At 62.9% G+C, this 26,873-nt stretch carries 25 protein-coding genes; 16 read left to right on the top strand and 9 right to left on the bottom strand.

The features are described from left to right. The first annotated feature begins 30 nt into the window (after positions 1 to 30). From OPIT5_08760 to OPIT5_08740, 5 genes are all read left to right on the top strand, one after another. Positions 31 to 642 (top strand): hypothetical protein, encoded by a 612-nt coding sequence (locus tag OPIT5_08760; protein AHF90283.1) that lies wholly within the window; start codon positions 31 to 33, stop codon positions 640 to 642. Positions 643 to 836: 194 nt separating this feature from the next. Next, complete coding sequence (locus tag OPIT5_08755) at positions 837 to 1,583, top strand: N-terminal cleavage protein (protein AHF90282.1); 747 nt, start codon at positions 837 to 839, stop codon at positions 1,581 to 1,583. 103 nt (positions 1,584 to 1,686) lie between these two features. Beyond that, complete coding sequence (locus OPIT5_08750; protein AHF90281.1) at positions 1,687 to 3,174, top strand: hypothetical protein; 1,488 nt, start codon at positions 1,687 to 1,689, stop codon at positions 3,172 to 3,174. Between the two features lie 26 nt (positions 3,175 to 3,200). After that, positions 3,201 to 3,770: a hypothetical protein gene (locus OPIT5_08745; GenBank protein AHF94228.1), complete on the top strand. Its 570-nt coding sequence runs from the start codon at positions 3,201 to 3,203 to the stop codon at positions 3,768 to 3,770. A 136-nt stretch (positions 3,771 to 3,906) separates the two neighbouring features. Then, positions 3,907 to 5,073 (top strand): transcriptional regulator, encoded by a 1,167-nt coding sequence (locus tag OPIT5_08740; GenBank protein AHF90280.1) that lies wholly within the window; start codon positions 3,907 to 3,909, stop codon positions 5,071 to 5,073. Positions 5,074 to 5,116: 43 nt separating this feature from the next. On the opposite strand, the gene OPIT5_08735 is transcribed toward OPIT5_08740, so the two are convergent. The 3 genes from OPIT5_08735 to OPIT5_08725 form a co-directional block, all read right to left on the bottom strand. Next, positions 5,117 to 5,932: a hypothetical protein gene (locus OPIT5_08735; GenBank protein AHF94227.1), complete on the bottom strand. Its 816-nt coding sequence runs from the start codon at positions 5,930 to 5,932 to the stop codon at positions 5,117 to 5,119. A gap of 119 nt (positions 5,933 to 6,051) precedes the next feature. Further along, positions 6,052 to 6,612, bottom strand: coding sequence for a hypothetical protein (locus OPIT5_08730; GenBank protein ID AHF90279.1), 561 nt, complete (start codon positions 6,610 to 6,612; stop codon positions 6,052 to 6,054). 133 nt (positions 6,613 to 6,745) lie between these two features. Continuing rightward, positions 6,746 to 6,991, bottom strand: a complete 246-nt coding sequence (locus OPIT5_08725) for a hypothetical protein (protein ID AHF94226.1) — start codon at positions 6,989 to 6,991, stop codon at positions 6,746 to 6,748. On the opposite strand from OPIT5_08725, the gene OPIT5_08720 reads away from it, so the two are divergent. Further along, a complete protein-coding gene (locus OPIT5_08720; protein AHF90278.1) occupies positions 6,990 to 7,967 on the top strand; it encodes an endonuclease in 978 nt (325 codons plus the stop codon). The genes OPIT5_08725 and OPIT5_08720 overlap by 2 nt on opposite strands. Positions 7,968 to 7,982: 15 nt before the next feature. On the opposite strand, the gene OPIT5_08715 is transcribed toward OPIT5_08720, so the two are convergent. After that, positions 7,983 to 9,242 (bottom strand): peptidase C2, encoded by a 1,260-nt coding sequence (locus OPIT5_08715; GenBank protein AHF90277.1) that lies wholly within the window; start codon positions 9,240 to 9,242, stop codon positions 7,983 to 7,985. Positions 9,243 to 9,721: 479 nt separating this feature from the next. On the opposite strand from OPIT5_08715, the gene OPIT5_08710 reads away from it, so the two are divergent. Together OPIT5_08710 and OPIT5_08705 are read left to right on the top strand one after the other, a co-directional pair. Further along, positions 9,722 to 10,648, top strand: a complete 927-nt coding sequence (locus tag OPIT5_08710) for an AraC family transcriptional regulator (GenBank protein ID AHF90276.1) — start codon at positions 9,722 to 9,724, stop codon at positions 10,646 to 10,648. 444 nt (positions 10,649 to 11,092) lie between these two features. Then, positions 11,093 to 11,728 carry an exopolysaccharide biosynthesis protein ExoD gene (locus OPIT5_08705; protein ID AHF90275.1) on the top strand — a complete coding sequence of 212 codons (636 nt, stop codon included), beginning with the start codon at positions 11,093 to 11,095 and terminating at the stop codon, positions 11,726 to 11,728. 137 nt (positions 11,729 to 11,865) lie between these two features. On the opposite strand, the gene OPIT5_08700 is transcribed toward OPIT5_08705, so the two are convergent. Beyond that, positions 11,866 to 12,819: a membrane protein gene (locus OPIT5_08700; protein ID AHF90274.1), complete on the bottom strand. Its 954-nt coding sequence runs from the start codon at positions 12,817 to 12,819 to the stop codon at positions 11,866 to 11,868. On the opposite strand from OPIT5_08700, the gene OPIT5_08695 reads away from it, so the two are divergent. Continuing rightward, on the top strand, positions 12,818 to 12,967 hold the full coding sequence (locus OPIT5_08695) for a hypothetical protein (GenBank protein ID AHF94225.1): 150 nt from the start codon (positions 12,818 to 12,820) through the stop codon (positions 12,965 to 12,967). The two genes, OPIT5_08700 and OPIT5_08695, sit on opposite strands and share 2 nt — an antisense overlap. Here OPIT5_08695 and OPIT5_08690 read toward each other — a convergent pair. Then, entirely contained in the window at positions 12,949 to 14,520 is a 1,572-nt protein-coding gene (locus tag OPIT5_08690; protein ID AHF90273.1) for a carbohydrate kinase, read from the bottom strand. The genes OPIT5_08695 and OPIT5_08690 overlap by 19 nt on opposite strands. Positions 14,521 to 14,792: 272 nt before the next feature. On the opposite strand from OPIT5_08690, the gene OPIT5_08685 reads away from it, so the two are divergent. The 4 genes from OPIT5_08685 to OPIT5_08670 all read left to right on the top strand — a co-directional run bounded on the left by OPIT5_08685 (position 14,793) and on the right by OPIT5_08670 (position 18,751). Next, positions 14,793 to 15,608 carry a hypothetical protein gene (locus OPIT5_08685; protein AHF90272.1) on the top strand — a complete coding sequence of 272 codons (816 nt, stop codon included), beginning with the start codon at positions 14,793 to 14,795 and terminating at the stop codon, positions 15,606 to 15,608. A 24-nt stretch (positions 15,609 to 15,632) separates the two neighbouring features. Continuing rightward, a complete protein-coding gene (locus OPIT5_08680) occupies positions 15,633 to 17,048 on the top strand; it encodes a (4Fe-4S) cluster-containing protein (GenBank protein AHF90271.1) in 1,416 nt (471 codons plus the stop codon). A gap of 143 nt (positions 17,049 to 17,191) precedes the next feature. After that, the gene (locus OPIT5_08675; GenBank protein ID AHF90270.1) at positions 17,192 to 17,839 is read left to right on the top strand and encodes a lactate utilization protein C; all 648 of its coding nucleotides are present in this window, start codon (positions 17,192 to 17,194) and stop codon (positions 17,837 to 17,839) included. Positions 17,840 to 18,022: 183 nt separating this feature from the next. Next, positions 18,023 to 18,751, top strand: a complete 729-nt coding sequence (locus OPIT5_08670) for a hypothetical protein (protein AHF90269.1) — start codon at positions 18,023 to 18,025, stop codon at positions 18,749 to 18,751. Between the two features lie 10 nt (positions 18,752 to 18,761). Here the strand turns inward: OPIT5_08670 and OPIT5_08665 are convergent, their stop codons facing one another. The 3 genes from OPIT5_08665 to OPIT5_08655 all read right to left on the bottom strand — a co-directional run bounded on the left by OPIT5_08665 (position 18,762) and on the right by OPIT5_08655 (position 22,580). Beyond that, positions 18,762 to 19,604 carry a glycoside hydrolase gene (locus tag OPIT5_08665; GenBank protein AHF90268.1) on the bottom strand — a complete coding sequence of 281 codons (843 nt, stop codon included), beginning with the start codon at positions 19,602 to 19,604 and terminating at the stop codon, positions 18,762 to 18,764. 27 nt (positions 19,605 to 19,631) lie between these two features. Then, complete coding sequence (locus OPIT5_08660; protein ID AHF90267.1) at positions 19,632 to 20,360, bottom strand: N-terminal cleavage protein; 729 nt, start codon at positions 20,358 to 20,360, stop codon at positions 19,632 to 19,634. Between the two features lie 90 nt (positions 20,361 to 20,450). Then, positions 20,451 to 22,580, bottom strand: coding sequence for a heparinase (locus OPIT5_08655; protein ID AHF90266.1), 2,130 nt, complete (start codon positions 22,578 to 22,580; stop codon positions 20,451 to 20,453). 317 nt (positions 22,581 to 22,897) lie between these two features. Between OPIT5_08655 and OPIT5_08650 the strand changes: the two genes are divergently transcribed. The 3 genes from OPIT5_08650 (at position 22,898) to OPIT5_08640 (ending at position 26,872) form a co-directional block, all read left to right on the top strand. Then, positions 22,898 to 24,139 (top strand): LacI family transcriptional regulator, encoded by a 1,242-nt coding sequence (locus OPIT5_08650; protein AHF90265.1) that lies wholly within the window; start codon positions 22,898 to 22,900, stop codon positions 24,137 to 24,139. A 101-nt stretch (positions 24,140 to 24,240) separates the two neighbouring features. Further along, positions 24,241 to 25,053, top strand: a complete 813-nt coding sequence (locus OPIT5_08645; protein AHF90264.1) for a glycosyltransferase family 1 — start codon at positions 24,241 to 24,243, stop codon at positions 25,051 to 25,053. Between the two features lie 130 nt (positions 25,054 to 25,183). Then, entirely contained in the window at positions 25,184 to 26,872 is a 1,689-nt protein-coding gene (locus OPIT5_08640; protein AHF90263.1) for a heparinase, read from the top strand. Position 26,873 lies beyond the last annotated feature (1 nt).

Raw genomic sequence — 26,873 nt, 5'->3', positions numbered from 1 at the left:
TGCAAGTTTCTGTCCAAAAATACCGGCCGTATGAAACGACTCAGCTCCTTGGTACTCTGCGGTTCGTTGCTCCTCCCGGGCGTCGCCGCCTTTGCCGATACCGCTACCACGTCCGCGAATGCGATCGACGCCGTGAAGGCCGAGAGCGCGTCGCTTCTCGAACAGATCACGAAGTCCCTGACCGGGCTCGCCTCGCAAGCCGGGACGACCACCGGCGCTGCCGCTACGACCGGCGACTCGTTTGTCACCCAGCTCCAGTCGCTCGCCACCAGCATCCAGTCGGGTGACGACGCCGAGGCCTCCGGCACCCTGCAAAAGCTCATGGCCGCCAAACCCACGGATGGCCAGCTCGCCGTGCTCAACGATGTCCGCGACAACTTCGCCCTGCTCGCGCTCGGTCGTAATTTCGATACCGCGAACACCGCCACGCAGAGCGCCGTGGGCTCTGCCATCACTGCGATCAAGACCGGCAACACGACCGACATCGTGACGAGCCTGCAAGGCCTCTACGGCAATGCCCGGTTGACCGACACGCAGAAGGAACTCGTCACCGGGCTGGTGGGAAGCTGGAACCCCAAACTCGCCGACGTCGCGACCCAGGCCGGCAAGCTCCGCGACACCGCCAAACTGTTCGGCTTCTGAGCCGGCCCACGTGGCAACCGGTCCGGTTGCCTGGCAATCCGGGCTGCCATCGGCAGGTGGGCGTGCTGCCCCGCGGTTTGACTGGTCCTGGTCTGCCACCCGCGCCCTGCATCTGGACGCCCGGCAGGTATTCTGGCCTCCGGGCAGGGTATTTGCATTTGAAGACACACCCATCCTGCCAAGTTTGTGGTGGCATGCTTCCAGTCCCCCGATTCGCACCCGCCTTTTCGCGATTTTCTTCCCGCGCCTTCACGTTGATCGAGCTGCTCACCGTCATCGCCATCATCGGTATTCTCGCGGCGATCATCATTCCTGTCACCGGTCGCGTCCGCGACTCCGCCCGCACCGCGCAGTGTGTCTCCAATATTCGCCAGATCACCCAGGGATGCCTCCTCTATGCGGAGGATAACAAGGGCATGCTCCCGCCCACGCTCGGCACCCCCAAATCCGATGGCAGCACGTCAACCTCCGCATGGTGGTGGGAAATCTATCCGGCCTACATTACCGGCAGCGGCGTCTTCCGCTGCCCCGCCGATAACACCACCCAATCCTCCAGTTACAAGGCCACCTTTACCCGCAACGGAAAAACCTTGGCCAACGGAACGGTCTCCTACGGCTCTCCGGGCGAGAACGCCTTCAAGCCTCTTGGCAAGTCGCTCACCCGCCTTTCTGTGCCCTCGCGCACCGTCATGTTCATCGACTACATGTTCAATGACCGGAGACTCTCCGAGACATGGAACGCCGACAAGCCTCACTGGATCACCGACAATCTCGCCGTCAGGAGCCCCGCCAACAACGAGCATCCGGCCTTCCCTCACGCCGGGAACTCGAAGGCCAACATGGCCTTTGTTGACGGACACGTCGTGGCGATGACCCAGCCCGAGTTGAACGCCGCCCGCCTCGCCAGCCGCATCTTCATGGGCTCCGTCGCGCCGCCCTGATTGCCGCGACCACCGCCGTTGCCATTGTCCTCCGCTGTCTCTCGACATCCCCTGTGCATTTCCTGTCCACGCACGATCCTTGCGCGGATACCCTCGTTCCTTCATGTTCAAACAACTCCTTCTGTCCCTTCTCGTTACTTGCCCGCTCGCAGCCGCGACCCATCCTGACGCCCGTCCTCTGCTCAACGACCGGATGGGGGTCGCCACCCATTTTTGCCACAAAACCGGATGGATGCGCATCTGGGAAGCCGAGAAGCATATCCCGATGATCGCCGGGCTCGGCGTCGGCTGGATTCGCGACGAAATCACTTGGCGCGACACCGAACCTGAACGCGGCCAGTATCGCGTTTCGGAAAACACCCGCAAGTGGATCGACCTCGCCAATGCGCATGGCCTCAAGATCATCGCCATCCTCGCCGACCGGAACTCCCTCTACGAAGACGAATTCGATCCCGACGCCTATGCCCGCGCCGCCGCTTGGCTGGCAAAGGAGCTGGATGGAAAAATCCACGCCATCGAAATCCTCAACGAACCCTTCGGTTCCTCGCACTTCACCGGAGGCAAGCCCTGGAACGAATGGACGGGGCTCGACCCCGAGGGCAGGCCCGTCCCTTGGCTTGCCCGCTATGTGAAAATCCTCAACACGACCGCCGACGCCATCAAGGCCGCCAACCCGCGCATGACCGTCATCGGCCTGGGTAACGTTACGCCGCAAAATTATCGCCAGATTGCCATGGGCATCTCGCGTAACGTGGATGGCATTACCGATCACCCCTACAGTTTCCGTTCCCCGCCGGAAATCATCCCTCACCGCGACACGCCGGCCTACCGCAGGCAAGTCGGCTTCCCCGTGGCCGACGGCGGCGGCACCTTTGCCTCTTTCGTCAGCATGTACCGCGATCACCTGAAAAAGCACAACGGCCCCGGGCAAATCTGGCTCACCGAATCTGGCTGGAGCACTTTCCGGGAAGGCGACAGGAAGCGCACCTACATGTATTCCGGTTTTAGCGAGGCCGCTCAGGCGCGCTACGCGCAGCGCCGCTTCATGGAAGCCATCGCCCTCGATGTCACGGTCAACATCTGGTACGATTTCCTCGACGACTCCGGCCATGGCGGCGGCGAGTTCAACGCCGAGCGTTACTTTGGCCTCGTCCGCGAAGACGGCTCGCTCAAACCGGCCTGGCACGCCGTGCAAAATGTGACCCGCGCCACCATCGGATTTATCCCCGGCAGCAACGTTCGCGCCAAGGTGTTTCCCTTTTCCGACCGCACCGAGAGCCGTCCCCGCACGTGGGATGGTGAACCTCTTCCCGCGCTCGGTCGCATCATGAATTACGCCTTTACCGATCCCGAAGGACGCGCGGTGTTTGCGTTCTGGTCGGCGGAGCGTCCCAGTGACCTTAATGTTCGCAGCGCTGACATTGAGATACCCGTCGATCCTGAAAAATTCGTGGTCGAGGCGACCGATCTCATGACCGGCGAAGCCTTCCGGCCAAATGTCAAAACCAAGGGCGGCTACATCATGCTCGAACAGTTTCCGGTGCCCGACTACCCGGTTCTGGTCCGCCTTTTGCCCGTCACCGGAAAGTAAGTACGTATTCATTTTTAGATTTCATAATGAAACTGTTCACCGTCCCGCTCCTTCTGTCCGGTTTTGTGTTTGTCGGAACGATATCGTCCACCTTCGCGGCGGAAGAAGCTCCATCGGCTCGCGAAACGCCTGCGTGGTTTTCCTCTGCACACTGGAAGCCCGCTTCGGCCAAAGGTGTCGAAACAACGGTCGAGCCCGTGCGCATCGACGAACGCCGCGCACTTCGTATCCGTTACCATTTCAAGGAAACCGGCGGGTACTACGCCGCAGGCTACCTGCATGCCGGGATAACATCACCCGCCGCCGAGTTGCGTTTTTCCGTGCGCACCGACACGCCGGGCAAGGTCCTGGTGCGCCTTTTTGATTCGGACGGGGAAGTGATCCAGTATGCCTTCCCCGTCAATACAGCCGGAGAGTGGACGGATTTGCGCATCGAACTCGCCCGCGGCACCACTTCGTTTCCTAATAAAAAGGGGGCCATCCTGAACAAAAAACCTGATTTTCCAATCAACGGTATCGCCTTCGGGATTGAGGTTTCCCGCGGAACCATGGCTACCGGGAGCCTTCTCCTCTCGGACGTGGAGATAGTCCGTTAACGGCGCCATCCGCCTTTATTGACAGCCTCCGGCTTGCAGACTGGCCGCGTGTTCTGACTGAATGCGCATCATGCCCCTTGCGCGCTACGCATCACGTTCACACTCCCCTGTCCCCAAAATGAACACCCGGCATGTGCTGGCATGGCTCCAGTGGTCCACACACAAACTCGAATACGGCATCCGGGCCTATGCACGTGAAGCGGACTGGATACTGTCATTCATGCACAACACGCGTGACTTCACAGTCGGCTCCACGCAAATGGACGGTTTGCTTATCATGCCCGGGCAGGAACAGATCGACTACCGGGCACTTTATCCCAACGCCTGCATCGTCAATCTTCACGGCAAGCCGGGCCGCGCACTCGACGCGGCTTTCGACGCGGCTGTCAGCATCGACCATGAGCAGGTTTCCCGCCTCGCCGCCGAGTATTTGCTCAGTCTTGGATTCCGAAAGTTTCTTGGCTTCGGAGGCAAACCCAGGGAGCCCGTCACCACGCGCTTGCGCGGTTTCCGGAAGCACGTTGTGTCACGCGGTGCTGACTTTCGGAAATTCTACCTGAACACTTGGGCGGAACAGATCGTGTTTGATCCGCGCAATGTCAAAGACCGCATATCACTGGCCATCCGGAACACGGGACTTCCGCTGGCGGTGTTCGCGCCGGAAGACATTTACGCGGACATTTTCATTCAAGCCGCGCTTGATCTCGGCTACCGCATTCCCGACGACATCGCCGTGCTCGGAGTGAACAACAGCCGGGAGATTTGCGAGAGCTGCCGCGTCTCCATCTCCAGCATCGACGTGAATCTCTCCCGCCTGGGTTATGAAGGCGCGCGCCTTCTCGACGGACTCATGCGGGGCGACTACGAAACCCACCCGCTCGTCCTCATCCCTCCGCTCACGATCGAAAAACGCCGTTCGACGGATGACAATGCGGTCATCGACCGTGCCGTGTCATCCATTCGCCAATACATCCGCGAGCATTTCGCCGAGCGCATTTCGTTGCAGACGGTGCTGCAAGATTTGCGAGTTTCGCGCTCCACGGCCTTTGCCCATTTCACACGTGCGGTTGGCCATCCGATCGGCAAGGAGATCATGCTGGTGCGTATGGAGCATGCCCGGCACCTCCTCCTTCACTCCGACTACAAAATCGACGCGGTCGCCTGGATGAGCGGCTACGAAGACTCGTCCGCGTTTGGCCGGCTTTTCAAGAAACTTTACCACCTGACGCCCTCGGCTTTCCGGAAAAACGGCGGCAAGACGGACGACCACACCGGCAACCTCCCGGACACGGAAACGCCCTGAGCCTTCGCCCTCAGCCGAGGAAAGGCGAGGTGGCCGGGGTCACTTACCGGGATCGGATGCGACGCCACACCGCCAACCCGAGGAGCAAGCCCCCGGCGATGGCCGCCCAGGTTCCCGGCTCTGGCACTTGGGTCGGAGCCACATCGGCCCATTCCGTGCCGATACGGATATTATCGAAAGTCGTGCTGGCGATCCCGCTTCTCGATCCGTTGTCGTAGCGTTGCAGGGTGATCCGGGATACCGTCGCAGCGGTTGCCGTCCATGACACCTCGTGGATGAAACCGGATGTCCCGTCTTCCGGATTCAACCAAAGTGCCAGCGTCGCCTGGCCAGTACTCTCGCTGAAGGTATAATGCCCGACGATGGTATAGGTCATGCCGGTGCTCTGGATCGCCTGGCTGGCGGTGAGATTATAGTTTTGCCCGGCGATACTGGCCTGAATGCCATATCCCCACGTATTGAAGGCGACACCCGTGGAGAAGGTTCCGCCGCCGACGGAAATAATGACGACATCCCGAAAACTCCCGGTCACGCCGGTCAGTGTATCCACACCGAGCTCACAGGAAAAATAGAAACCGGTTTCACTGACCGGCGAAACATTCCGGATAGCCCAGGTGTCATTGTTGCCACTGATTTTTGCGGCGTTGTTTTCCACCGTCCATGCGCCGGTGCCATTGGAGCCACCCCACCAGTTTTGTGAAAAACCGCTGCCACCGCTTTTGCCGTAAAGACTACCAGCGGGATAGGTGAACGTTTCTTCGACCAGCAGGGCCGCGAAAGACGGGGCCGCGCAGGCGGCCATGCAGATGAACAGGGCGTATTTTTTGACGGGATTCATGCCGGCCAGCGTGCCGTTCACACCTGGTCGCAACAAAGCGATTTGCCCTGCCTGCGGTCCAATCTGCCTGCTGGCAGTCCGTCTGCATGAACCCGCCTGGGCGGATGATGCCGGTACATGCGTGATGCCCGGCGAGCTGGCTACTCGCGCTCGCGCGATGGCTCCGGTTCGTGGTCGAGCAAGGCCGCCTCGGCTTCCGCCTTGGCCAGCTCGCGCCGTCGCCGCCAGCGGCCCACTCCCTTGCCGATCGCTCCGCTGATGCCGAGGTAAAGCCCCAGCGCGATCAGGAGTCCGACGCCGGCATAGGCCAGACCTTCGGCCGTCGTCGGCACCGCCGGCTTGTACACGCGCCACGTCCCCTCGGCGATCTGCCAGTCGAGGTACCGCACGAATACAAACGGCCGTTCCCACAGCGACGCATCGCGCAGCGTCTGCTCGGCGATTGTCAAGACCTCCACCCGTTCGCGGGTTTCGACGATCACCTGCCCGAGCCCCGCCAGCGCCGGATCGGCGTGCGCGCCCGTCCGTTCCACGAGCTGATCGAGAGTGATGCCTGCGCTTTTGGCCGTGTCGACGAACTGCTGGAGGTGCCGGCGCGCCTCGTCGAGATGTCCGCCCAGCCGTTGCAGGTACTGCTGCATGAACTCCGGCCCTTGCGACAACCCCACCGCTCCGGCCACGCAGACGACACGATCCAGCATGCTCGCAACGAAGCGGCCAACCGGACGAAGAGGAGTGAGCAAAAGGCTGCCGGGACTCATTCCCTGCACGCTGCCCGCCTCGCGTTCTCCCGGCAATCGCGATCTGGTATTTTGGATTCTGGATGGGTGCATCTCAAAAAGTGGACAGAGCCCGGAGTGGCGCGGGCGTCTCGCCCGCCGACGGCGAAGCCGCCTGATCGGCGTGGCACGGGCATCCTTGCCCGTGGACGGCGCTCCGCGCCGCAAACGTTCCTCTCGCCTGCCCGGCAATCATGGGCAAGGATGCCCATGCCACGCCAAACTCACGGGCAAGGATGCCCGTGCCACGCCGCTTTTCCGGGCTCGAAACGGCATCGCGCTCCCGTTTCCCTGCCTGCATGTGCGCACGCCGTTCCTCCTTTGCCAAAATCACCCGTCGCCCGGGCCTTCCGGGCCGGTCGCGTTTTCGCAAGCTGAAGCTCGCCCTCTGGTTCCAGGCCATCCTCGCGGTGACCCTCGGCGTGTGGTTCGTTGTCCAGCCGCCCGCGCGCAAGGACGAGATCATCCGGCTCGCGCGCAACAAATTCGACAGCCAGAAGCAGATCGATCTGGTGCAGTTCGCCGGCGACCTCTGGCGGTTGTACTACGACGACAGCCTCGTGGCCGCCACCGCGCCCGGCGATCGCACTTTCGTTTACGGCGGCATCCCGCGCACGCCCGGCCTCGACCTCAGGATCCGCGTCCTCACCAACTCCTCCTATCTCGTTGGCTACGCCGACGCTCTCGGCAACCCCGTCTGGGCGGCCTACCGGATCTTCGACCTGCGCACGCGGCCGGATTCGCCCGAGCGGCCCGACCGGTTCGTCATCGACGCCCGCACGGCCGCCCGCGTTTCGCCCGGCGACTACACCGGCAGCGGCTACGACCGCGGCCACCTCGCTCCCAATCACGCCATCGCCACCCGCTACGGGCGCGACGCCCAGCTCGAGACGTTCCTGATGAGCAACATCATCCCGCAGCGCCACGCGCTCAACGCCGGTCTCTGGAAGCAGCTCGAGGCGAAAATCACCGACAACTATCCCGGCCGTTTCGGTGAAATCTGGGTGCTGGCCGGCCCCGTTTTCGGCCAACGGCCCGCCACCCTGCGCGGCGGCGTGGCGATCCCCGAGGCGTGTTACATGATTATCGTGGACGAGAGCGACGGACGCGTCCGTGCCCAGGCTTTTCTTTTTCCGCAGGATGCCGAAGGTTCGCTCGACCGTTACCTGACCACGATCGACGATATCGAGCAGCGCACCGGGCTCGATTTCCTGCACGAACTCCCGGACGAAGCCGAAAACCTCCTCGAATCCCGCCGGGCCTCCTCTGTCTGGTGACGGGCTGTGCGGTCTTCATTCGTCACCGGACGCGCCGGCGTCCGTGGCGACGGACGGGTCCGCATGCTTTGCAGGAGAGGCAGGCGTCTCCCTCTGGAAGGCGAACCCGCTCATGAACTGCACGATCTCCGGAACCGGCACCCTGAAGATGCCCTCGCGAACGGCATAACCGTTTTCCAGTCCGGTTTCTCCCGCGGGCTCAAAGGTCTGCCCGTGCGGATCGCGGACGGTCACGAGATCGGTCGCCGCATCGTAGCCGAGCACGGCGTACGCGTGCTTGCGGGCGAGGCCGGGAACCTTGCGGGTCGTGGCCGAGGTGCCCGCCGTCATGAGGCGCCTGTCCGCGGTGCCGCTCCGGAGCAACGACCGGAGTTCCCCGAGCCGGGCGGCCTGGGTGGCGCTGTCGGCCAGCGGTTCTCGCCAGGGAGCACAGGAGAAGCGCCGGATGGCGTTGCCGGTCAGCACACTGATCATGGTTCCGGCGGAGCCCCCGCGTGTCACGGTGGCCAGCGGCGTGGACGGGGTCGCGCCGGCCTTTCCCGCGGCGCGGAATTGCCCGACCGCTTTTTCGTAGAGGGCGATCCACACGCCGTTGCCGCCCGTGGACGAGGTGAGGGCGAGTTCGCCATCGGTCAGCGGAGCGATCGTCACCGGCGTGGCTCCGCCGCCGAGGAGGACGGTGATGGAGCCGTCCTCCTCCGCCCTGAAAAGCCGGACAACGGCCTGCGGATCGCGATTCACGAGCGCGGTCAGCGGAGCGAGCGAAAAACAGGAGCCGAGGCGACCCTGCCGGCAGCCTGCGAGCCTTGGCTGGCCGTCGATGAACAGATCGCGTGGCGTGGAAGTGATTTTTTCAAGAGCGTCCGCGTAACAGGTTTCGAGCGTCGCGGACCGGGCGCTGCCACTATCTTCCTGCCAGGCAGGTGAATCGTCGACGCGGGCCACGGTGGCGAGGGCGCGGATGCTCTCCCGGGTAAAGGAAGTGACGGGTTTCCGCCGGTTGCCGGCGACGCGGCGGAGGGCCACGGCGGCGGCGGCCTGCCCGGCGGTCACCTCGGGCGAAGCGATGGCGAGATCGATCTCCCGCAAGACGAGCGTGCCGTCATGGTCGGCGTCCCACCGGTCAAACCCCTGAAGCGCATCGCGCAGGAACGGCGTGGTGGCGTCCGCGGAGGTGCTGCCGGCGCCGGAAAGAGGCGGTCCTCCGGAAAAGGCGGCCAGCAGGAGGAGGCTCGCGAGCACCTGCCGGCAGGAATGGCGATGACGTGGACACATATCCCTGCCGACAGGCAGGACACGTGCCGGAACAGGTGGCGGGGATTGCGTAATCCTACGCCCGCCGTGCCCGTCCCGCTGCGCCGGGTGCCGGAAGAGTCCGGTCCTTTGCCCGGACCTAAAAATTGAACAGAAGGCAACGAAGATAACGAAGAACAACCAAGGGTGATTACCGTTCATTATTTTTTAACTTTATTAACGGATGTGACGCGGAGCGTCGTGGCGCGGGCGTCTCGCCCGCATCTGCTGGAGGTGCCTCTCAGCCTTGTTTCAGGGCGGCGCTCCGCGCCGTCTGCGGGCGAGACGCCCGCGCCACTTCCCCTCCGTCGCGTAACACCAGTTATTAAACAATGTATTCTGTCTGAAAAATCTTCTTTGTTTCATCTTCGTTCCCTTCGTTTCCTTCTGTTCAAAAATGAATTTCCGGAACCTCCCAGACGGTGTTTGGCAGGGGAGGGGGGGCCGGGCAGGATGGATGCATGGTGTCTGCCGCTATCGCCTCTTCCGCCGCCGATCCGGTGCGGCTGTCGCTGCATGAATGGTCCTGCCTGCGTCCGGAGCTGGTGTGGGCTTACGAAGGCGCGCCGCGCGAGCAGTCGCGGCATGCGACGTTTGACCATCGCGAGGGCAACTTCGCGTGGCTGATCCGGAAGGGCGAGGTGACCTTGCGGCTGGGCGAGCGGACGTGGCGGGCGCGGGCCGGGCAATGGCTGCTGCTGCCTCCTGCGATCACGAGGCAGGATTTTTCCGACGACGCCCGGCTGCTGTCGGTGCGGTTTCTCTGCCAGTGGCCGGATGGCGGCAATGTGTTCGCGCGCGCCGCCGGCGGCCGGGCGGCCGACGATGCCGCGGTGCTGGAGGCGTGCGACCACCCGCAACTGGGGCGGGCGGGCGGGCGGCTGGCGCGACTGGTGCGGCGGCATTTCGGGACGCCCCACAACCTCCATGTGTATCAGCAGGCAGACTACGCGCTTTTCCTGCAATTCCAGAGAGCGTTTCTGGAGTGGCTGGAGGCATGGTTCTGCGTGCGGCTGGCGACAGGCGCCGTGCCGGCCCGGACCGGCGGCGGCGGGAAGGCGGGCGACGAACGCGCCTTGCGCGCGGCCCGCCTGCTCAATGACACGCCGCTGGATGAGGGTTTCCCCGGGGCCGCGCTGCTCGCGGCGATGGGCCTGGGGGCGGTGCAGGCCAACCGGGTTTTCCGCCGGACCTTCGGCGTGACGCCGCGCCGGCAATGGGAGCGCCGGCGTTTCGAATCGGCCAAACTCTGGCTGGAGACGTCGGCGATGCCGCTGAAGGAAATGGGGGCGCGTCTCGGTTTCCGGTCCGGTGCACACTTCGTGGTCTGGTTCCGGGCGCGGGCGCGCACGACGCCGGGTCGCTGGCGGGCGCGGCGGCGGATTTGAGGTGCAAGCGACGAGCGGCCGGCCACGCCCTTCTGTTGTTCGTTTTTATACCAGCGTCCCGAATGTTTTTGATTTTACACAAAGGCCGCAAGGAGCGCAAAGGATTGCCAGTTAACTTCTTCGCGTCCTTTGCGGCCTTTGTGTAAAAATCCGAAGGCTTTGGTAGTGCAGAATACCCGGTTACGAGTGGCTACGCCTGGACCAAACCCTTTCACTGAAGACAAGAAGATCACGAAGATATCCCGGTTCCTTCCGCTCGGTCCTGCATCCGGGACCTTTGTTTTTCTGGAAAATGTCACGCTTGCGCAATCACCTGCCAGCTTCCAGGGACATCTTCGTTATCTTCTGTCCAATCTTCCGGGAAAAATGCCTTTTGTGAAAAAATCTTCCGCGAGAAAGACGATTCCCGATCATAACAACGCGGAGTCTTCACGGGCGTTGCCGTTGTCCGGGGAACTGGAAGCGATTCGCGCCCGGCTCGCGGCAGCCGGCGACAGCGGGCCGGACGGGACGCCGGAGGCGGTCACGCTCGCCGACGTGATCGCCACGCTGCGCGGGCGCGCCTATACGCTGCTGCTGATCCTGCTGGCGTTGCCGTTCATCACGCCGATCCCGTTGCCGGGGCTTTCGACGCCGTTCGGCGCGGCCATCGCCATCATCGCGTTCCGGCTCATGCTCGGGCAACGGCCATGGCTGCCGGAGTGGTTGCAAAAGAAGCGGCTGCCGCCCGGTTTTTTCGGGCGGGTGTTTTCGGTGACGGAAAAGGTGGTGCGATTTCTGGAAAAATTTCTGCGTCCGCGCCCGGGCCTGCTCACGGAGCAGGAATGGCTGCGGCGGGCGCATGCGTTGCTGATCTTCGTGAGCGCGCTGGTGTTGCTGTTGCCGTTGCCGGTGCCGTTTTCCAATTCGTTTCCGGCGTGGACGATCCTGCTCGCGGCCGGCGGATTGCTGGAGCGCGACAGCCGGGCTATCGCCTGCGCCTACGCGGTGGCGGCGGCGGGCGTGGTGTTTTTTGTGTTCCTCGGCGGCGCGGTGCAGGAGGGGTTTGAGGCGCTGCGCGCGTGGTGGGTGAACCGCTGAGCCGGCGGGTCATACCAACATCCCGAAACTTCCGGATTTTTACACAAAGGGCGCGAAGGGCACAAAGAATTGCCGAATCTCGTCTTCGCGTCCTTTGCGATCTTTGTGTAAAGCCAAAAACATCCGGGTCACCGGTGTCAGGACTCGGCCTTCAGGTTTTCAGCGTTTTCCTCCGCCGCCACCGGGTTTTTGATCGAGGTGATGATGGCGGTGGTCAGCGACACGGCGATGACGGCGAGCGAAATCCAGACGGGGATGTGAACGTAGCCGGAGATGAGCATCTTCACGCCGACGAAGGCCAGGATGAAGGCCAGCGCGTAGTGCAGGTGGTGGAACATTTTCATCACGCCGGAGAGCGCGAAGTAGAGCGCGCGCAGGCCGAGAATCGCGAAAATATTGGACGTATAGACGAGGAACGGGTCGCGCGTGACAGCGAGGATGGCCGGGATCGAGTCGAGCGCGAACACGACGTCGGTCGTCTCCACGAGCACGAGCACGAGAAACAGCGGCGTGCACCAGAGCGCCCCCTTGGCGTCGCGCCAGAAAAAGTGCTGCCCCTTCAGCTCGGGTGTGATGCGCCAGCATCTGTTGGCGAGGCGAAACACGAGTCCTTTGGACGGATCGGGATCCTCGTTTTTGCCGAAGGCCATCTTGAAGCCCGTGTACACGAGGAACGCGCCGAGGACATAGATGATCCACTGGAAGCGGTTGATGAGCGTGATCCCTGCGGTGATGAACGCCGCGCGCATGACCAGCGCGCCGAGAATGCCCCAGAACAGCACGCGGTGCTGCATGATCGTGGGAATGCGAAAATAGCCAAAGAGCAGCAGGAACACGAAGAGGTTGTCCACGCTGAGCGCCTTTTCCAGCAGGTAGCCGGTGAGAAATTCGAGCGCGGCGGTGTGGCCGTGCCACCACCAGATCAGGGCGTTGAACACCATCGCGAGGCCGATCCAGACGGCGCTCCAGCCGAGCGCCTCCTTGAGCGAGACTTCGTGCGCCTTGCGGTGGAACACGCCGAGATCCAGCGCGAGCATGAGGAGCACGAAAAGGTTGAATCCTATCCAGAAACTGATCGGCGTATGGGCCATGGTCGAAACGCGAGAGCAAGCAGGCGCATCCACCCTTGCGCAAGCAGAGGGAGATTACAAACGGGATGGCCGTTTCCATATCGCCATGCCGCCCGGGGTTTTTGTCGCGGTGGCGGCGCGGGGATTTGTTTACCTGCGCGGCCGGTAAACCGTCTGCTCGAGGTGCTGGCCGGAGAGGGCGCGGAATTCCGCGATGTTTTTCACCGCGCCGAGCGCCACGAGCTGGTTGGCGAGGTTGCCGACCGCCGTGCCTTCGAGGCTGAACGAGACCACCGGCACGCCCGCGGCATCGGCCGTGGCCTGGCAGAGGAGGCGGTTGCGCGAGCCGCCGCCGACGATGAGGATGCGCCCGAAACGCCGGCCGGTGAGCCGCTCGAACACGCGGATCGCGTCGGCATGGCCGCGGCCGAGCGAATCGCAGATGAGGCGCATGTAGCCGGTGATGGTCTTCGGGGGCGCGGCTTTTTTGCGACGTAGTTGTCCGTCAATGACCGCCTTCATCGAGGCGGGGTTGGCGAGCGCCGGGTCGGCGACGTCGATCAGGACTTTCGAGGCCGGGAGTTTTGCGGCGCCGGCGATGAGCTTGTCCCACGCTTCGGGCGTCTTCGGGCGGGCGGCAGGGCCGAGATCGTGCATGGTGCGTTCAAGGAGCCACATGCCGATGACATTGGTCAGCGGGCGGTAGCGGCCGTCGCCGATGCGTTCGTTGCAGATGCGGTTTTTCATGGCCTCGGCGCCGAGCACGGGCGTGTCGCTCTCGAAGCCGACGAGCGACCACGTGCCGGAGCTGAGGAACAGGTCGGTACCGTCGGGCGAGGCCGGCATGGCGTCGTAGGCGCAGGCGGTGTCATGACCGGGCACCACGACGACCTGCGTGCCGCTTTTGGCGAGAGGTTCCAGCCCGGGGGCATGGGTGGCGCGGACCTTGCCGAGCCGCGTGCCCGCGAGGACGGGTTTCGAAAACCAGCTGGCGGGGATGCGGAAATAGTCGAGCGCGGCGCGCGACCAGTCACACGAATGCACGTCGAGGAGCTGCGTGGTGCTGGCGATGGTGAGCTCGTTGGCCATGCGGCCGGAGAGCAGGTAGTTGAAATAGTCGGGCAGGAAGAGGCAGCGCGTGGCGAGGTCGGTGATGGCGGGGCAACTGGCAACGGTCTCCCCGAGCTGGAGCGAGGCGTTGTAAAACACGTTGGCGATGCCGGTGGCCTCGTAGATGCGGGCGAGCGCGGCGCGCGTGTTGGCGAGACGCTTGAGGCCGGCCTGGGTGCGGTTGTCGCGGTAGGCGTGCGCGGGGAAGACGAGGCGGCCGGCGTCGTTGAGCAGCACGTGATCCACACCCCACGTGTCCACGCCGACGGAGGCGAGCCGGGCGCCGCGCGGCAGGGCTTCGACAGCCTTCGCGAGACCGGTGCGGATTTCGGCCCAGAGGCCGGCGACGTCCCAGTAATCGTGTTCGCCGAGCGAGCGGAAGGTGTTGGGGAAACGGTGCACCTCCCGGAGCGCGAGGCGGCCTTTGGCCCAGGTGCCGAGGATCACACGCCCGCTGGTGGCGCCGAGATCGATGGCGGCGGCATGGACCGTCGCGCCGGTTTTTGCCGCCGCAGCGACCGCGGTGGCGACGGAGCGCGAACGGCCGGCGGCACGCCGACCGGAACCGGAGCGCGGGCGGGACGGAGAAGAGGAGGCGATTTTCTTGGCCATGGCAGGATAGGATATCGGGAGCGTGTGGATAAGGAGGACGGGGCGGAAACAGAGGGAAAGGAAAGAGGAAACCTTGTCCAGGTCGCCTTTCGAAATCTACCAAAAACTACCAGAAACTTCCAGAATCTGCCACAAACAGGTTTGCCATCACCGTTGCGGCCCGGGATGGTTCTTGCCTGCGCGCTCCGGCGCGCGCCGACTGACCATATCGACCCTTTACTGATTCGACCCGACCCATCCGACGTCCATCTCCCTTTCTGCCTGCTCCCTCAATGAGCTCCCACCACCACCGCTCCCCGCGCCCCAACGGCAAACGCCTCCAGCTCATGGCCACGTGCCTGTGCGACGCCATTTACGACGACGTTGCCATCGCCACCGTCGAGGTGCTGGAGCACCTCGGCTGCGACATCTCGTTTCCCGAGGCCCAGACCTGTTGCGGCCAGCCCGCTTTCAACGGCGGCGACTGGCCGGCCTCGCGCAAGGTCGTCCGGCATACGGTAAAAACATTTGCCGACGATGCCGGCGGACCGGACGCCGCGGCCGACGTCCCCGTGGTGGTTCCTTCCGGTTCGTGCGCTGCGATGATGTTTCACGGTGCGCTGCTGGAATTCGAGAACGAGCCCGACCTTCCCGACGTCGCCGCGCTCGGCCGCCGCACCTGGGAGCTGACCGACTATATCGTCAACGGCCTCGGCGTGAAAACGTGGCCGGGCAAGTTCGAGGGCAAGGTCGCGTTTCACCGTTCCTGTCACTCGCGCGGCACGCCGACGCCGGCGGCGGTGCAGACGCTGCTCGACACCATCGAGGGCCTCACCGTCCTGCCCTTCGGCGAGGCCGAGCAATGTTGTGGTTTTGGCGGCACGTTTTCGGTGACGTTCCCGCACATCTCGAAAGCGATGGGGGAACTGAAGCTCGACCACATCCTCTCCGAAAAACCCGACTACATCGTGTCGATCGACATGAGTTGCCTGATGAGCCTGAGCGGTCTCGCCGCGAAAGGCGGCCGGCCGGTGAAGATCATGCACATCTCGCAACTCCTCCGCGACTCGCTCCGCAATGCGGGGGTACTCAAGCCGCAAACCGTCTGATTTCCCCGTCCTCCCTACGCCGCCATGCGCCAACCCATCGACCAGTACGCCGCCCGCCTCGCCGCCGATAAACCCGACACGCGCGCGGCCGTTTACGACGGCTCCAAATCCGGTTACGACGCGCGTCTCCGCGCGCTCACGACCAGCTACACCACGCCCGACAAACTCCGCCACCTCGCCGGGCGCATCAAGCAGCACGTCGTCGAAAACCTCGACACCTACCTCCCGCAAGTCGAGGCCCGCCTCCAGGCCAACGGCGCCAAGGTCCACTGGGCGGCCGACGCCGACGAAGCCTGCGCCCACGTCCACCGCATCATGCAGGCGCGCGGAGCGACCAGGATGGTGAAGGCCAAGACCATGGTCAGCGAGGAGATCCACCTCGCCGACTACCTCCAGGAGCGCGGCATGGAATGCCTCGAGACCGACCTCGGCGAGTTCATCGTGCAGATCGACCACGACCACCCTTCGCACATCGTCAAACCCATCATCCACAAAAACCGTCGCGAGATCGCCGCCTCGTTCGAGAAAAACGGACTCGGCGCCTACAACGACGATCCCACCACCATCACCCGCCGCGCCCGCCAGCACCTCCGCCACAAATACCTCGCCGCCGACGTCGGCCTCAGCGGAGCCAACTTCGTATCCGCCGAAAGCGGACGCCTCGTCCTCGTCACCAACGAAGGCAACTCCCGCTTCTGCCTCGCCGCCACGCCCGTGCACATCGCGCTCGTCGGCATCGAAAAGATCCTCCCCCGCGACCGCGACCTCGGCCTCTTCCTCAACCTCCTCGCCCGCTCCGCGACCGGCCAGCAGCTCACTTCCTACACCGAGTTCATCAGCGGCCCGAAATCCGCCGCGCAACCCGACGGACCCGAGGAGATGCACGTCATCTTCGTGGACAACGGCCGCACCGATGTCCTGAAAAGCAACTGCCGGGAAATCCTCCGCTGCATCCGCTGCGCCGCCTGCCTCAACGTCTGCCCCGTTTACCGCCAGGCCAGCGGGCACGCCTACCGCGCCGTGTATCCGGGCCCCGTCGGCGCCGTCCTCTCGCCGCTCCTCGCCGGGAAAAAATTCCCCGAGATGGCCGACCTGCCCAAAGCCTCCAGCCTGTGTGGCGCGTGCCAGGAGGTGTGTCCCGTCAACATACCGATCCCCGACCTGCTCCTCCGCCTGCGCGACAAGGGCAAGCAGGAGAAAAGCAAGGTGGCCGCCGCCGACGTCCCGCCGATGGGCGGCTTCGCGCTGCTCGCAACGAGCCCCATGCTCTGGAAAACCGCGATGAGCACCGGAGGCGTGGCGAAATATGTGCCCACGCTCTTCATGCCCCGCGCCGGCAAGACGTGGGTCAACACCCGCGGCCTCCCCGAATGGCGCGGCGGCAAGTTCCGCAAATGGATGAAAAACCACAAGCGATCCGATCCATTGAACAGAGGATAACGAAGAGGTTACTGTACTTCGTCGCAAACGAACCTCTTTCTCTTTAAGAAAAAACGCCACGTCCGCAAGCCGGCTTCCGTCAACCCAAAACATCTTCGTTCTCTTCGTTAACTTCTGTTCAAAAAATCTCCCAGGGAAACTCCATGCCAACCACCTCCCGCGATACCATCCTCGCCCGCGTCCATGACGCCCTCGCTCCACTGGAAAAACGCGCCGCGTATCCGGAATTTACCGACGACGTCGCCGTATCGCCCGCGATCGCCCCGTCGCTCGCCGGCCCCGATGCCGACCTCTGGGCCGCGTTTTCCGCCCGCGCCAGACTCGTCCACGGTACTCCGCTCGCCGGCGGCCCTGCGGCGCTGGCCGTCTGGCTGCGCGAGAAAAAACTCACCCGCGGTTACTGCGATCCGGCGCTCCTCGCGCAATTCCGGCCGCATCTCACCGACGCCGACGGAAAACCGCTCGCGCTCGAAACCACCTTCGACCGCGCCCGCGTCGATGATTACGAGTTCGGCATCACCCGCGCCGCCGCCGCCGTGGCCGAGACCGGATCGCTCGTTCTTTCCGATGCGAGTACCAGCAGCCGCCTCGCCGCGCTCGCCCCGTGGGTTCACATCGCGACGCTGACCCGCGCGCAGCTTCACGCGACCGTGGCCGATGCCATCGCAGCCCTGCCCGACGACCCCAACATCGTCTGGTGCACCGGCCCCTCGCGCACGGCCGACGTCGAAGGCATCCTCATCGAAGGCGTCCACGGCCCCGGCGAGCAGATCGCGCTCCTCATGGACTGATTCCGCCGCCGCCTGTCGCGCCAGGTTATACCCATGCCTTGAAGCCTTCGGGTTTTTGCATAAAGATCGCGAAGGCCACAAGATGTTGGTTTCCTGCGACTTCGCTGTCTTTGCGATCTCTGTGTAATACCCATGTCCCTTTTGGCGCGGCTCCATGGATAATCTTGAGATTCCGAATACGGCATGGGTAACTACCGGGATTTTATGAATCTGCGGGATTCCCTGAAAACGGCGGGCAAGGCGGCCCGGGCCAATTTGCGGCCCGGCGTAGTGCTGTGGATAGTATTGCTCGTTTTCCTCCTGTCTTATCTGGCGAGTGGAGATTTCCGTGTCGTTTTACAGCATGTGGCCGACTTCAAGACTCGCGTCGGCTATCCCTTTTCATTCTGCATCTATGTGCTGTTCGCCGGATTTCTGCCCGAGTTGTTGCAAGTCGTCTTTTTCCAGCATGGCCGCGCCACCCGCCAGAACGTGCGGAATTTTCTGTTCGGTTCCCTCGTCTGGGGCTTGGCGGGGATAGGCTCGGACTGGTTTTACCGATGCCAGACAGTCTGGTTCGGCGCAGGCAACGAATGGCAAACGATGGCGAAAAAACTGGTGGTAGACCAACTTGGATACAGCCCGGTTGCCAATGGCTTGATCCTGATCATTTTTGCCTGGCGCGAGGCGGGTTTTTCCGCCTCCGTCTGGAGGAAGATTTTTTCCGGTGATTTTTTCCGGGAGAAGTATTTCCCGCTCATCGTTGCCGTCATGTCCGTCTGGATACCCGGTGTGCTGGTGGTTTATTTCATGCCTCCCGCGTTGCAACTGCCCGTGGCGGCGATCATCATCTGTTTCTGGGTGCTGATCTTCACTTTCATGTCCGGGAAAAAGACTGCATCCGGGGATAACCCATCCCGGTCCGTCAACTGAAGACAGGCCGCTACGGTGCGATGGCCTGTTTGTAAACACGCACGTAATCGATGAGCATGCGCCGGGGGAACACGGTGTCGTCGATCCCCTTCATCCCGCCCCATTGACCGCCGACGGCCACGTTCATGATCAGGTACAGCGGCTGTGAAAAGGGCCACTCCGCCAGCGTGTCCCCGCTGCGATCCATGCGCAGGACTTCGCGGCCATCAAACGAGAGGGCGACGCTTTGTGGCGTCCAGTCGAGTGTGTAGAGATGAAAATCATCATGGATGTTGCGGACTGAAAGATGGGCCTGCGTTTCGTTTTTTTTGGCGTGATTGTTCCGGAGTGTATGGAAAGTGAAATACAGGGATTCGGGTTCGCAGCCCACATGCTCCATCATGTCGATCTCGCCGATTTCCGGCCACCAGACTTTGTCGTTGTTGTACCCGAGCAACCACAAGGCCGGCCACAGGCCGCGTCCGCCGGGGATTTTGGCGCGAATCCCGATCCGTCCGTAGAGCAGGGGCGCGGTGTCGCGCGTGATCACGCTGGCCGACGTGTAGCGCGCTCCCTGCCAGTCTTCCTTGCGTGCCTCGATGACCAGGCAGCCGTTTTCCACACGCACGTTTTCCGGTCGTGTGGTGTAAAACTGGGCCTCGTCGTTGCGCAGCCTGGCGCCGGTTTCATAGCCCCATTTGACCGGATCGGGCGCGCCTGCGAGGTCAAACTCGTCGTTCCATACGAGTACGTAGCCATTTTCCGTCTTGTTGCGGTCTTCCGTCGCTCGCATCGGTGTCGGTATCGCCCAAAATGCATAGGCGAATACGAACACAGAGAACGGTGAGGTTATCGGAAAACCAGACAGGTTCACGATCAGGAAAATTTGGAATCGGTGGAGTCAGTAGCTGGTGGAAAAGTTGCGACTTTTGAGAGTACCTTTTTTGAAGGCACGAACGCTGGCATCGACCATGACAACTTGCGTGGTGTCGGTTCCATGGCGGTAAGAAATGCCTTCTTCAGGGTCAGGGCTAGGCGAGGCAATGGGCTGGTCGGGAGTGGTGTCGCTGATCCCCAGTATGGTATTTCTGAGCACTGCATGAGCCTGCAATGAATTGGCGCGGATAACGCCATCGGCCGCAAAAACGGTTTCTGAGGGACGTGTAATGACGCTGAGAGATGCAGGGGTGTAGCCGTCGGAGGTGAGGTATTGGTTGGCGCTGTATTGAGTGTTGTCCCAAGCGTTTACGGGTCGTTCAGCGGAGGGACAGGAAGTGATGGGGCTCCGATACTTGTCTTCATAGGTCGGGGCACCGCTGTTGAGATAAGGGATGAGGGCGTTGATCCAGACGAGGCGGGTCATGCCATCAGGTGGGTTTTTCCAGTCGTTACCGGGAGGGAATTTGTTGTTGTTTTCCTGGGCGTAAAGGGTGACAGCGACGCCAATCTGGTGGAGGTTGCTGCGGCACTGGGTGTCGCGGGCGGTTTTGCGGACTTTGCCCACGGTGGGAATGATGATCGCGGCAAGGATGCCGATGATGGCAATGACGGTAAGCAATTCAATCAGGGTAAACCCTGCTGAACGCGGCTGCACGGGAGCAATGATGCGGTGCATGTTCGGGTTGTCCATATAACGGGTGGTTCGGGTTCTCGTTTTCATAATAGCGAAAAAGGATGCAGGGGGATTTATACGTCCGGTTATTCTGTGTTCGTTTTCTGACTACAGGCCGGTCGCGTCGTTTACAGTGATGGCGCCGGCCGGATCGGGATCGACGGTGAGGAGCAGGCGGCGTCCGTCTGCAAACGTGATCCGGGTGGAGCCGGAGCTGGCGCCGGCTGGCTGTACGGAGGTCACGGGATTGGCCGCACCGGGTTTGATCGGGACGAGCAAGGTGAGGAAGGTTTGCACACCGGAACCGCGGCGGGTGTGGGTGACGGTGGTGGCCGGGACGTTCTGCGGAATCGTATCCTTGCGGATGTTCCAGCCGAGCAATTCGGGCTCGGTCTGGCCGGAAACGGCCGCGACTTCCAGACCTTCGGGATGAAGGGGAATCACGGCGAGATTGGGCTGTCCTTTGTCTTGCGTGGTTACGGCAAGGGTATGCGCGTCTTTCGTGGTTTTCGTCGGCAGGAGGTGCCAGCGAGCCTGATAAGTGTGAGGCTGACTGTCGCCGGGCGTGAGAGTGTCGGCGACGACAAACAGGTCGGGCTTCCGGAAAAACACGCGGCGGGTGTGGGTGGCGGGCCGGGAGGTTTCGGAGCCGTAGCCTTCGGTGTAGGTGCCGGCGGCAAAGTCTCTTTCTGCGGATGTTTGCCAGCGCGCGGCGGCGCGGGTGTCGGCGGCCGTGGTGGAGGGGCCCCGGGTGGGGCGGCGCTGGGGCTGGCCATCCACGAGCACGGTGTTGTGCGAATATGTATCGACTCCGTAATCACGCCACTTGCTGCGTTCGTAGGAGCCGCCGCCGCTGTCGAAAAGGAGCTCGCGCCCCCAGGCCCAGAGGACGAGGTTGAGCTTGTCTTGATGCACATGCCCTGCGCCGAGTGGACCGGCGTCGAGCACCAAATAGTTGGCGTCGCGTTCCCGGCCGGAGCGCATGACGTAGTAACCGGCGTCCGGAAACGCGTGTGACGTGCCGGCGGGCGGGCGTCCTTCGCGTCCGTCGGTGGCGGCCCAGCGGAAGTCGTCCCGCTTCGGAAAAAAGTCCAGCGCGCCGCGGAGTTGCCGCCGGATGTCGAGCGGCCAGGAGTCGTTGAACGGCGGCAGACTGCGGTCGGGGGTCATGAGGTTGAGATCGAAGTCGAGGGCGCGTTCGATCATGGCAATGTAGCCGGCGGGAATCTCGTCCGCGCGGCCGACGCGGCGCGCGAGGTCGGGGATGGCGAGGATGTTGCCCGTGGCGACTTCGTGGTAGCCGGGCGAGAGTTCGTATTGGGCGCCGTCGGCCAGAAACTGGCTGTTGAAGTTTTCGTGGATCTTGTTGATCGCAAAGAGCCGCCATGCGCGCGCTTCGCGAAACTCGGGGAAGAGCACGCCGCACATGTGCAGGCCGGACATTTCCATGGTCAGCCAGTTGCCGTTGGCAGACGGAAATTTTTGGAGGAAGCGCCCGTGCTGGAGATAGAGCCAGGCGAAGAAGACGAGGTCGTCGTCGGTGACGGCGGGCGAGAGCAGAAAACTGTGCCAGGCCGCGGGCCACGACCAGCGCGTGCGGATGCCGCACTCGATGGTGCGCCACGCGGTGCCCGGCCGGTGAGGACGGGTTTCGGGCGGCGGACACTGGGCGGCAAACGAGCGGAGCTGCGCAACCCAGGCGCGGGCATAACGTTCGTCCCCGGTGGACTCGTAGGCCTGGCCGAGGTCGGCCCAGAATGCCATGCGGCAGAGTTGCCATTGCCATTCCGGATTGGACGCCACCCCCCGGGCGACGCGTTCGGGGGCGCGGGTTTCGTCGTGGAGCCAGTCGATCCTGTTGTCGGGAAACGTATGCCAGAGCTTCACCAGACCGCCGACGACCCGTCCCTCGGCCGCGGCATCCGCAACCTCCCGGTTGAAGCGCCGGTTGCGATCCGGTTGGCGAGGGTCGACGTCCGAGGTGAGAAGCGTGCGCTGGCGGAGGTAGCTGGCGAAATTGAGCTGTGCGACCGAAAGATCCCCGCGTGCGGCTGTGTCCGATACGGACTTGAGCGCCGGCAGCGAGAGATCGAGGGCGGAGAACAACTCGCGCTGCATCCGGGAAGTCATCAGCAGCCCGGTGCCGGTTTCCTGTGATGACGCGGTGGCGGCGGGCAGGGCCTGAGCGGCCAGCGCGAGCGCGACAAGATGAAGGAAAATGGAAAGAATGCGGTTCATTGCGGAGCAGCGGATCGGGATGAAAAGTGAAAGTAATAGCGATGCAGGGATGCGATGCGGGGAGTTGACGGGGAGGGGAGAGAGGCGTGGGCCTGATACGAACCATGGCCGGGTGCGGGTGCCGCAAGCAATTCTTTGCAACTGTTGTAACACACTTGGCCAAGGTCGCGGCTTTCCCGGGTGGAGGATCGTCTGTAACCAGTGGACGTGCACCCGGCCCGCCCGCTTGCGCACTGTGCAGCATGTCCTTCTCCCCTGAAAAAGCTTGTTCTGAAAACACCTCGCCCGCCGCCGCGTTGCAGGATGGAATACCGGGTATGGCGGATGCGCCCCGGACCAATCTGCAACAGATCGCCCAGCAGCTCGGAGTCAGCCTGAGCACCGTCTCGCGCTGCCTGCGTGGCGATCCGCGTTTTGCTCCGGCGACCGTGGAGCGTATCAGGAAGGCGGCCCATGAACTCGGTTACCGGCCCGATCCCATGCTCAGCGCGCTGGCCGGTTATCGGGAACGGAAACGCAAAAAACTCCCGCATGCCGCGCTCGCCTGGCTGCATCCGTATCGCACGGAAAAAGACCTGCGCAAGCGTCACCGCCTCTGGGAGCTGTTCGTCGGTGCGCGGGAACGGGCGGACTCGCTCGGCTACCGGCTGGTGGCGTTTGGCATGCCCGATGCCTCGACGGTGCCTGCCGTGCAGCAGATCCTGGCGGCGCGCGGCATCGAGGGCGCCGCGCTTTGCGCGATGCACCTGGCCCCCGTATGCGAGACGCTGGATTTCAGCCAACTGGCGGTGGTTTCCATCGGTTACGTGCTGGAGCGGCCGCGTTTTCATGCCGTGGTGCCGCATCAGTTTCGCAGCGCCCTGCTCGCTCTCGAGGAACTCCTGCGCAGGGACAGCCGGCGTGTGGGGCTGGCGTTGTTCAACAATGCCGATTTGCGCGCCGATCACCTCGTGCGCGCCGCCTTCGGATATTGTCGCGAGATCGTGCCCCATGTCGCCTGGCTGCCGCCGCTCATTCTGAGTTCCGGGATCAACTCCGCCGACATCAACGCCGACGTCGCCGCCACCGGTTCGTTTTGCGACTGGTGCCAGCGTCACCAGCCCGACGCGATCCTCACCGACGAGTGGTTTGTCATTGAGGAGCTGTTACGCCTCGGTCTCCGCGTGCCCGATGACGTGAGCGTGTCGCTGACCGACACCGCGCACGCCACCGCGCTTGGCAGCGGCATTTTCGAAAACCCCGAGGTCATCGGCGCGCGCGCCATCGAGCAACTGGCCGGCCTCGTGCAGCGCCGTGAATACGGCGTGCCTTCGATCGTGCAACACACCTTTGTCGAAGGCAGCTGGGTGGAGGGCGTCACCGTGCGCCCGCTCTCTGATGCTACCCCCGAGGAACTCGCCCGCCGCGAGCAGGAGCAGCAGGCTCTCCGCAGGCTGCCGGCCCCGCCTCCCGACCTGTTTGAACTGGTGTTGCCGGATGTGGGTTACGGGCCCGGCGTGCCGGCGCCGCGCGGGCAGCGGAGTCAGGCGAAGTCGATTACAACAGTTGCAAAGATTTGATGGGCGTTTGCAGCACCGGGCAGGCTTTGGCGTGCCGGGCGCCGTCTCTGTTCACGACGTTCCCGGCAACTGTTAACCCATCCGCAAACCCGTCAAACTGTATGCACACCAAACTCAAAACACTGTCCGCGCTGGCTATCGCTCTCTGCCCGCTGGCGCTCACGCCGCTCGCCGCACAGACCACGCGCACTGTCATCGAATACGGTTTCGATGCGGGAGACCCCGCATGGACTGTTCCCAACTTCAGTGCGACAACCGCTGCATCGCCCTGGTCTACGACCGGTGGCAACCAGGTTGGCAGCAAAACGGGTACAGAAACCACGGCCAACTATATCTACAGCGCCGCTCTTCCCGAGACCATTGAGCTGAAGAACGTGGGTGATTGGGTGGAGATTTCCCTGGACGCTGTTTTCACCAGTCCCAACAACGAATTCAAACTTGGTTTCACTAACCGGGATCCGGCGGAAACCAACGGGGCAGGATCGGCCTTCCAGGGATATTTTCGGACTGCCAACACCCAGCAAATAGGTATGTATCTTCCGGATACGACCAAGGTTTATGATGATCGCCAATGGGGTGCGGGATCAAATTTCACTTTTTCGCAGAATGATACCGTCTATAAACTGGCGGTGCGTCTGGAAATGACCTCCAGCGGTCTGGTTTCCTCAATCTACATTGATGGCGGGAAAGTATCGACATCCGGTGATGCGGTCAGCGTCACAGGTTCCTGGTTCGTGAGTCAGGCGACATTTCAGGTTGGAGGTACCTCTCCCGTCGGCCTCCAGCTCGACAACATCAAGGTGACGACCAACGTCGCTGCATCGATCCCCGAACCCTCCACGGTTGCCTTGCTGGCCAGCGGTGTGGTCCTCCTGCTCGCCGGCCTCGCCCGTCGCCGGTTTTGCCGGGCGTAGTCGGAATCCTCATTTCACAGATAACATCCCCTTGTGTCCCGGCGGCAGCGATCATGATCGCTGCCGCCATTTTCTTGCTTTCCTGTGCCCTCTGTCTGCCTCTCGCCCTCCCCAGCGGCTTCTTCCCACCATGCTCCCGGCTGTGAATATCATAAAAGACCCCGCTTTTTCGCCTTTTTTCCTGTGCCGGCTGTTGCTGGCGTCAGCGTATCCATTTTTCGGATTGATCGTTTCCACAGCTGTCCGCGGCACCGCGTCGCTGCCTGTCCCGACGCAGACGCAGATTGACCAGATTGCAGCGTGGCTTCCCGAAAAACCGACCGGTGTTGGCGCGTCCATCAACGACCGCCGAGCCTGGGAAAACGCGGCCCGCCAGCCCGCCTTCCAATGGCAGGTCAAGGAAGCAGCCCGATTCGCCCGCGAACCTGTCCCGGAACTGAAGACAGACGAGTTGTTCGCCCAAGTGCTGAAGACCGGGCGCCGGGACATTTACGAGATACCGTTCCGCCAGCGAACCACGCGACTCGTCGCGTTTGCGGTGGCCGAGTGCGTGCGCGACGACGGCGCCTGGCTGCCGTTCATCGAGGCGGAAGTGCAGGCCATCCTCGCCGAGAAAACCTGGGGCGTGTCCACGCAGATCGACGAACATCCCTACGGCGGTTACGAAGGGATCGTCGATCTGGCCTCCTCGGCCCGCGCCTGGAACCTGGCCACCGTCGATTACTGGCTCGGCAACAAGCTCAGGCCTGAAACGCGGCAGGCGATCCGGGCCTCGTTGCAACGCCGGATTTTTGCCAACTACGCGGCCTCCGTCCGCTCGGGAAAACCGGTCTGGTGGTGGATGACGGGCAACACGAACTGGAACCCGGTGTGCACCTCGGGAGTGCTCGGCGCCGCCCTGGCGTCGCTCGACTCGCGGCAGGAACGCGCGTTTTTCGTCCAGGCTGCGCTCAATTCGCTCACGTTTTATTCCGACGCCTTTCCCGACGACGGCTATTGCGCGGAAGGCATCGATTACTGGGCCTACGGCTTCGGCTGTTACCTCACGGTTGCGGAGACGCTCTATCAGGCGACCCATGGAAACGTGAATCTGTATGCCGGGCCCAACACCCGCAAAATGGCCCTTTTCCTGCCGCGTCTGGAGATCATACCCGGCGTGTATCCGGCCTTTGGTGATGCCAGGCCCCGCACGAGCGGCATGCCACCTTCGCTGATGTTGTTGATCAACCGCCGCTGGTACATGGGCTGGACGCACCTCAATCCGCTCGGCGGAGACATGTTCAGAGGGCATCCGCTGGGCGACCGCCTGTTCGGGTTTGGTGTGTACGGTTTCCCCTGGCCGGATTACGTCGACCGTGCGCGGCCCGCTCGGAAAATGGCGGCGGGCTCGCCTGCCTCGCCGGAGGAAGCTCGTGTGGAGGACCAACGGTTTTTCTTCCGTGACGCCAGCGTGTTGATCACCCGCTCGCTTACGCCGGGACGGCCGGCATTCGGCCTCGCGATCAAGGGAGGGAAAAATGGCGGACCCCATTCCCACATCGACAATGGCAGCTACGTTGTGGCGATGAACGGCGTGCCGCTCATCGCCGATCCCGGCATGGAGCAATACACGACCAAAACCTTCGGTCCTGACCGCTTCAAAAGCATGATGATGAATTCCTGGGGGCATTCCGTTCCCTGGGTGGGCAAGACCCTGCAAAAGGGCGGTGCCGATTCGGAAGGCAAGATCATCGAGACCCGTTTCACCGACAGCCGGGACATACTGAAACTGGATCTGACCAGCGGTTACCCGATTCCCGGCATGGTTCGCCTGACGTGAA

Source organism: Opitutaceae bacterium TAV5 (assembly GCA_000242935.3).
GTDB lineage: Bacteria > Verrucomicrobiota > Verrucomicrobiia > Opitutales > Opitutaceae > Geminisphaera.
Note: the sequence above shows the minus strand (reverse complement) of the source record. Positions and strands in the feature narration are given on the sequence as shown.

Coding starts and splice junctions, on each gene's coding strand:
- OPIT5_08760 (AHF90283.1), top strand. CDS start 31: ATGAAACGACTCAGCTCCTTGGTACTCTGCGGTTCGTTGCTCCTCCCG.
- OPIT5_08755 (AHF90282.1), top strand. CDS start 837: ATGCTTCCAGTCCCCCGATTCGCACCCGCCTTTTCGCGATTTTCTTCC.
- OPIT5_08750 (AHF90281.1), top strand. CDS start 1,687: ATGTTCAAACAACTCCTTCTGTCCCTTCTCGTTACTTGCCCGCTCGCA.
- OPIT5_08745 (AHF94228.1), top strand. CDS start 3,201: ATGAAACTGTTCACCGTCCCGCTCCTTCTGTCCGGTTTTGTGTTTGTC.
- OPIT5_08730 (AHF90279.1), bottom strand. CDS start 6,612: ATGCTGGATCGTGTCGTCTGCGTGGCCGGAGCGGTGGGGTTGTCGCAA.
- OPIT5_08720 (AHF90278.1), top strand. CDS start 6,990: ATGTGCGCACGCCGTTCCTCCTTTGCCAAAATCACCCGTCGCCCGGGC.
- OPIT5_08725 (AHF94226.1), bottom strand. CDS start 6,991: ATGCAGGCAGGGAAACGGGAGCGCGATGCCGTTTCGAGCCCGGAAAAG.
- OPIT5_08715 (AHF90277.1), bottom strand. CDS start 9,242: ATGTGTCCACGTCATCGCCATTCCTGCCGGCAGGTGCTCGCGAGCCTC.
- OPIT5_08710 (AHF90276.1), top strand. CDS start 9,722: ATGGTGTCTGCCGCTATCGCCTCTTCCGCCGCCGATCCGGTGCGGCTG.
- OPIT5_08695 (AHF94225.1), top strand. CDS start 12,818: ATGGTCGAAACGCGAGAGCAAGCAGGCGCATCCACCCTTGCGCAAGCA.
- OPIT5_08700 (AHF90274.1), bottom strand. CDS start 12,819: ATGGCCCATACGCCGATCAGTTTCTGGATAGGATTCAACCTTTTCGTG.
- OPIT5_08690 (AHF90273.1), bottom strand. CDS start 14,520: ATGGCCAAGAAAATCGCCTCCTCTTCTCCGTCCCGCCCGCGCTCCGGT.
- OPIT5_08685 (AHF90272.1), top strand. CDS start 14,793: ATGAGCTCCCACCACCACCGCTCCCCGCGCCCCAACGGCAAACGCCTC.
- OPIT5_08680 (AHF90271.1), top strand. CDS start 15,633: ATGCGCCAACCCATCGACCAGTACGCCGCCCGCCTCGCCGCCGATAAA.
- OPIT5_08675 (AHF90270.1), top strand. CDS start 17,192: ATGCCAACCACCTCCCGCGATACCATCCTCGCCCGCGTCCATGACGCC.
- OPIT5_08670 (AHF90269.1), top strand. CDS start 18,023: ATGGGTAACTACCGGGATTTTATGAATCTGCGGGATTCCCTGAAAACG.
- OPIT5_08660 (AHF90267.1), bottom strand. CDS start 20,360: ATGGACAACCCGAACATGCACCGCATCATTGCTCCCGTGCAGCCGCGT.
- OPIT5_08655 (AHF90266.1), bottom strand. CDS start 22,580: ATGAACCGCATTCTTTCCATTTTCCTTCATCTTGTCGCGCTCGCGCTG.
- OPIT5_08650 (AHF90265.1), top strand. CDS start 22,898: ATGGCGGATGCGCCCCGGACCAATCTGCAACAGATCGCCCAGCAGCTC.
- OPIT5_08645 (AHF90264.1), top strand. CDS start 24,241: ATGCACACCAAACTCAAAACACTGTCCGCGCTGGCTATCGCTCTCTGC.
- OPIT5_08640 (AHF90263.1), top strand. CDS start 25,184: ATGCTCCCGGCTGTGAATATCATAAAAGACCCCGCTTTTTCGCCTTTT.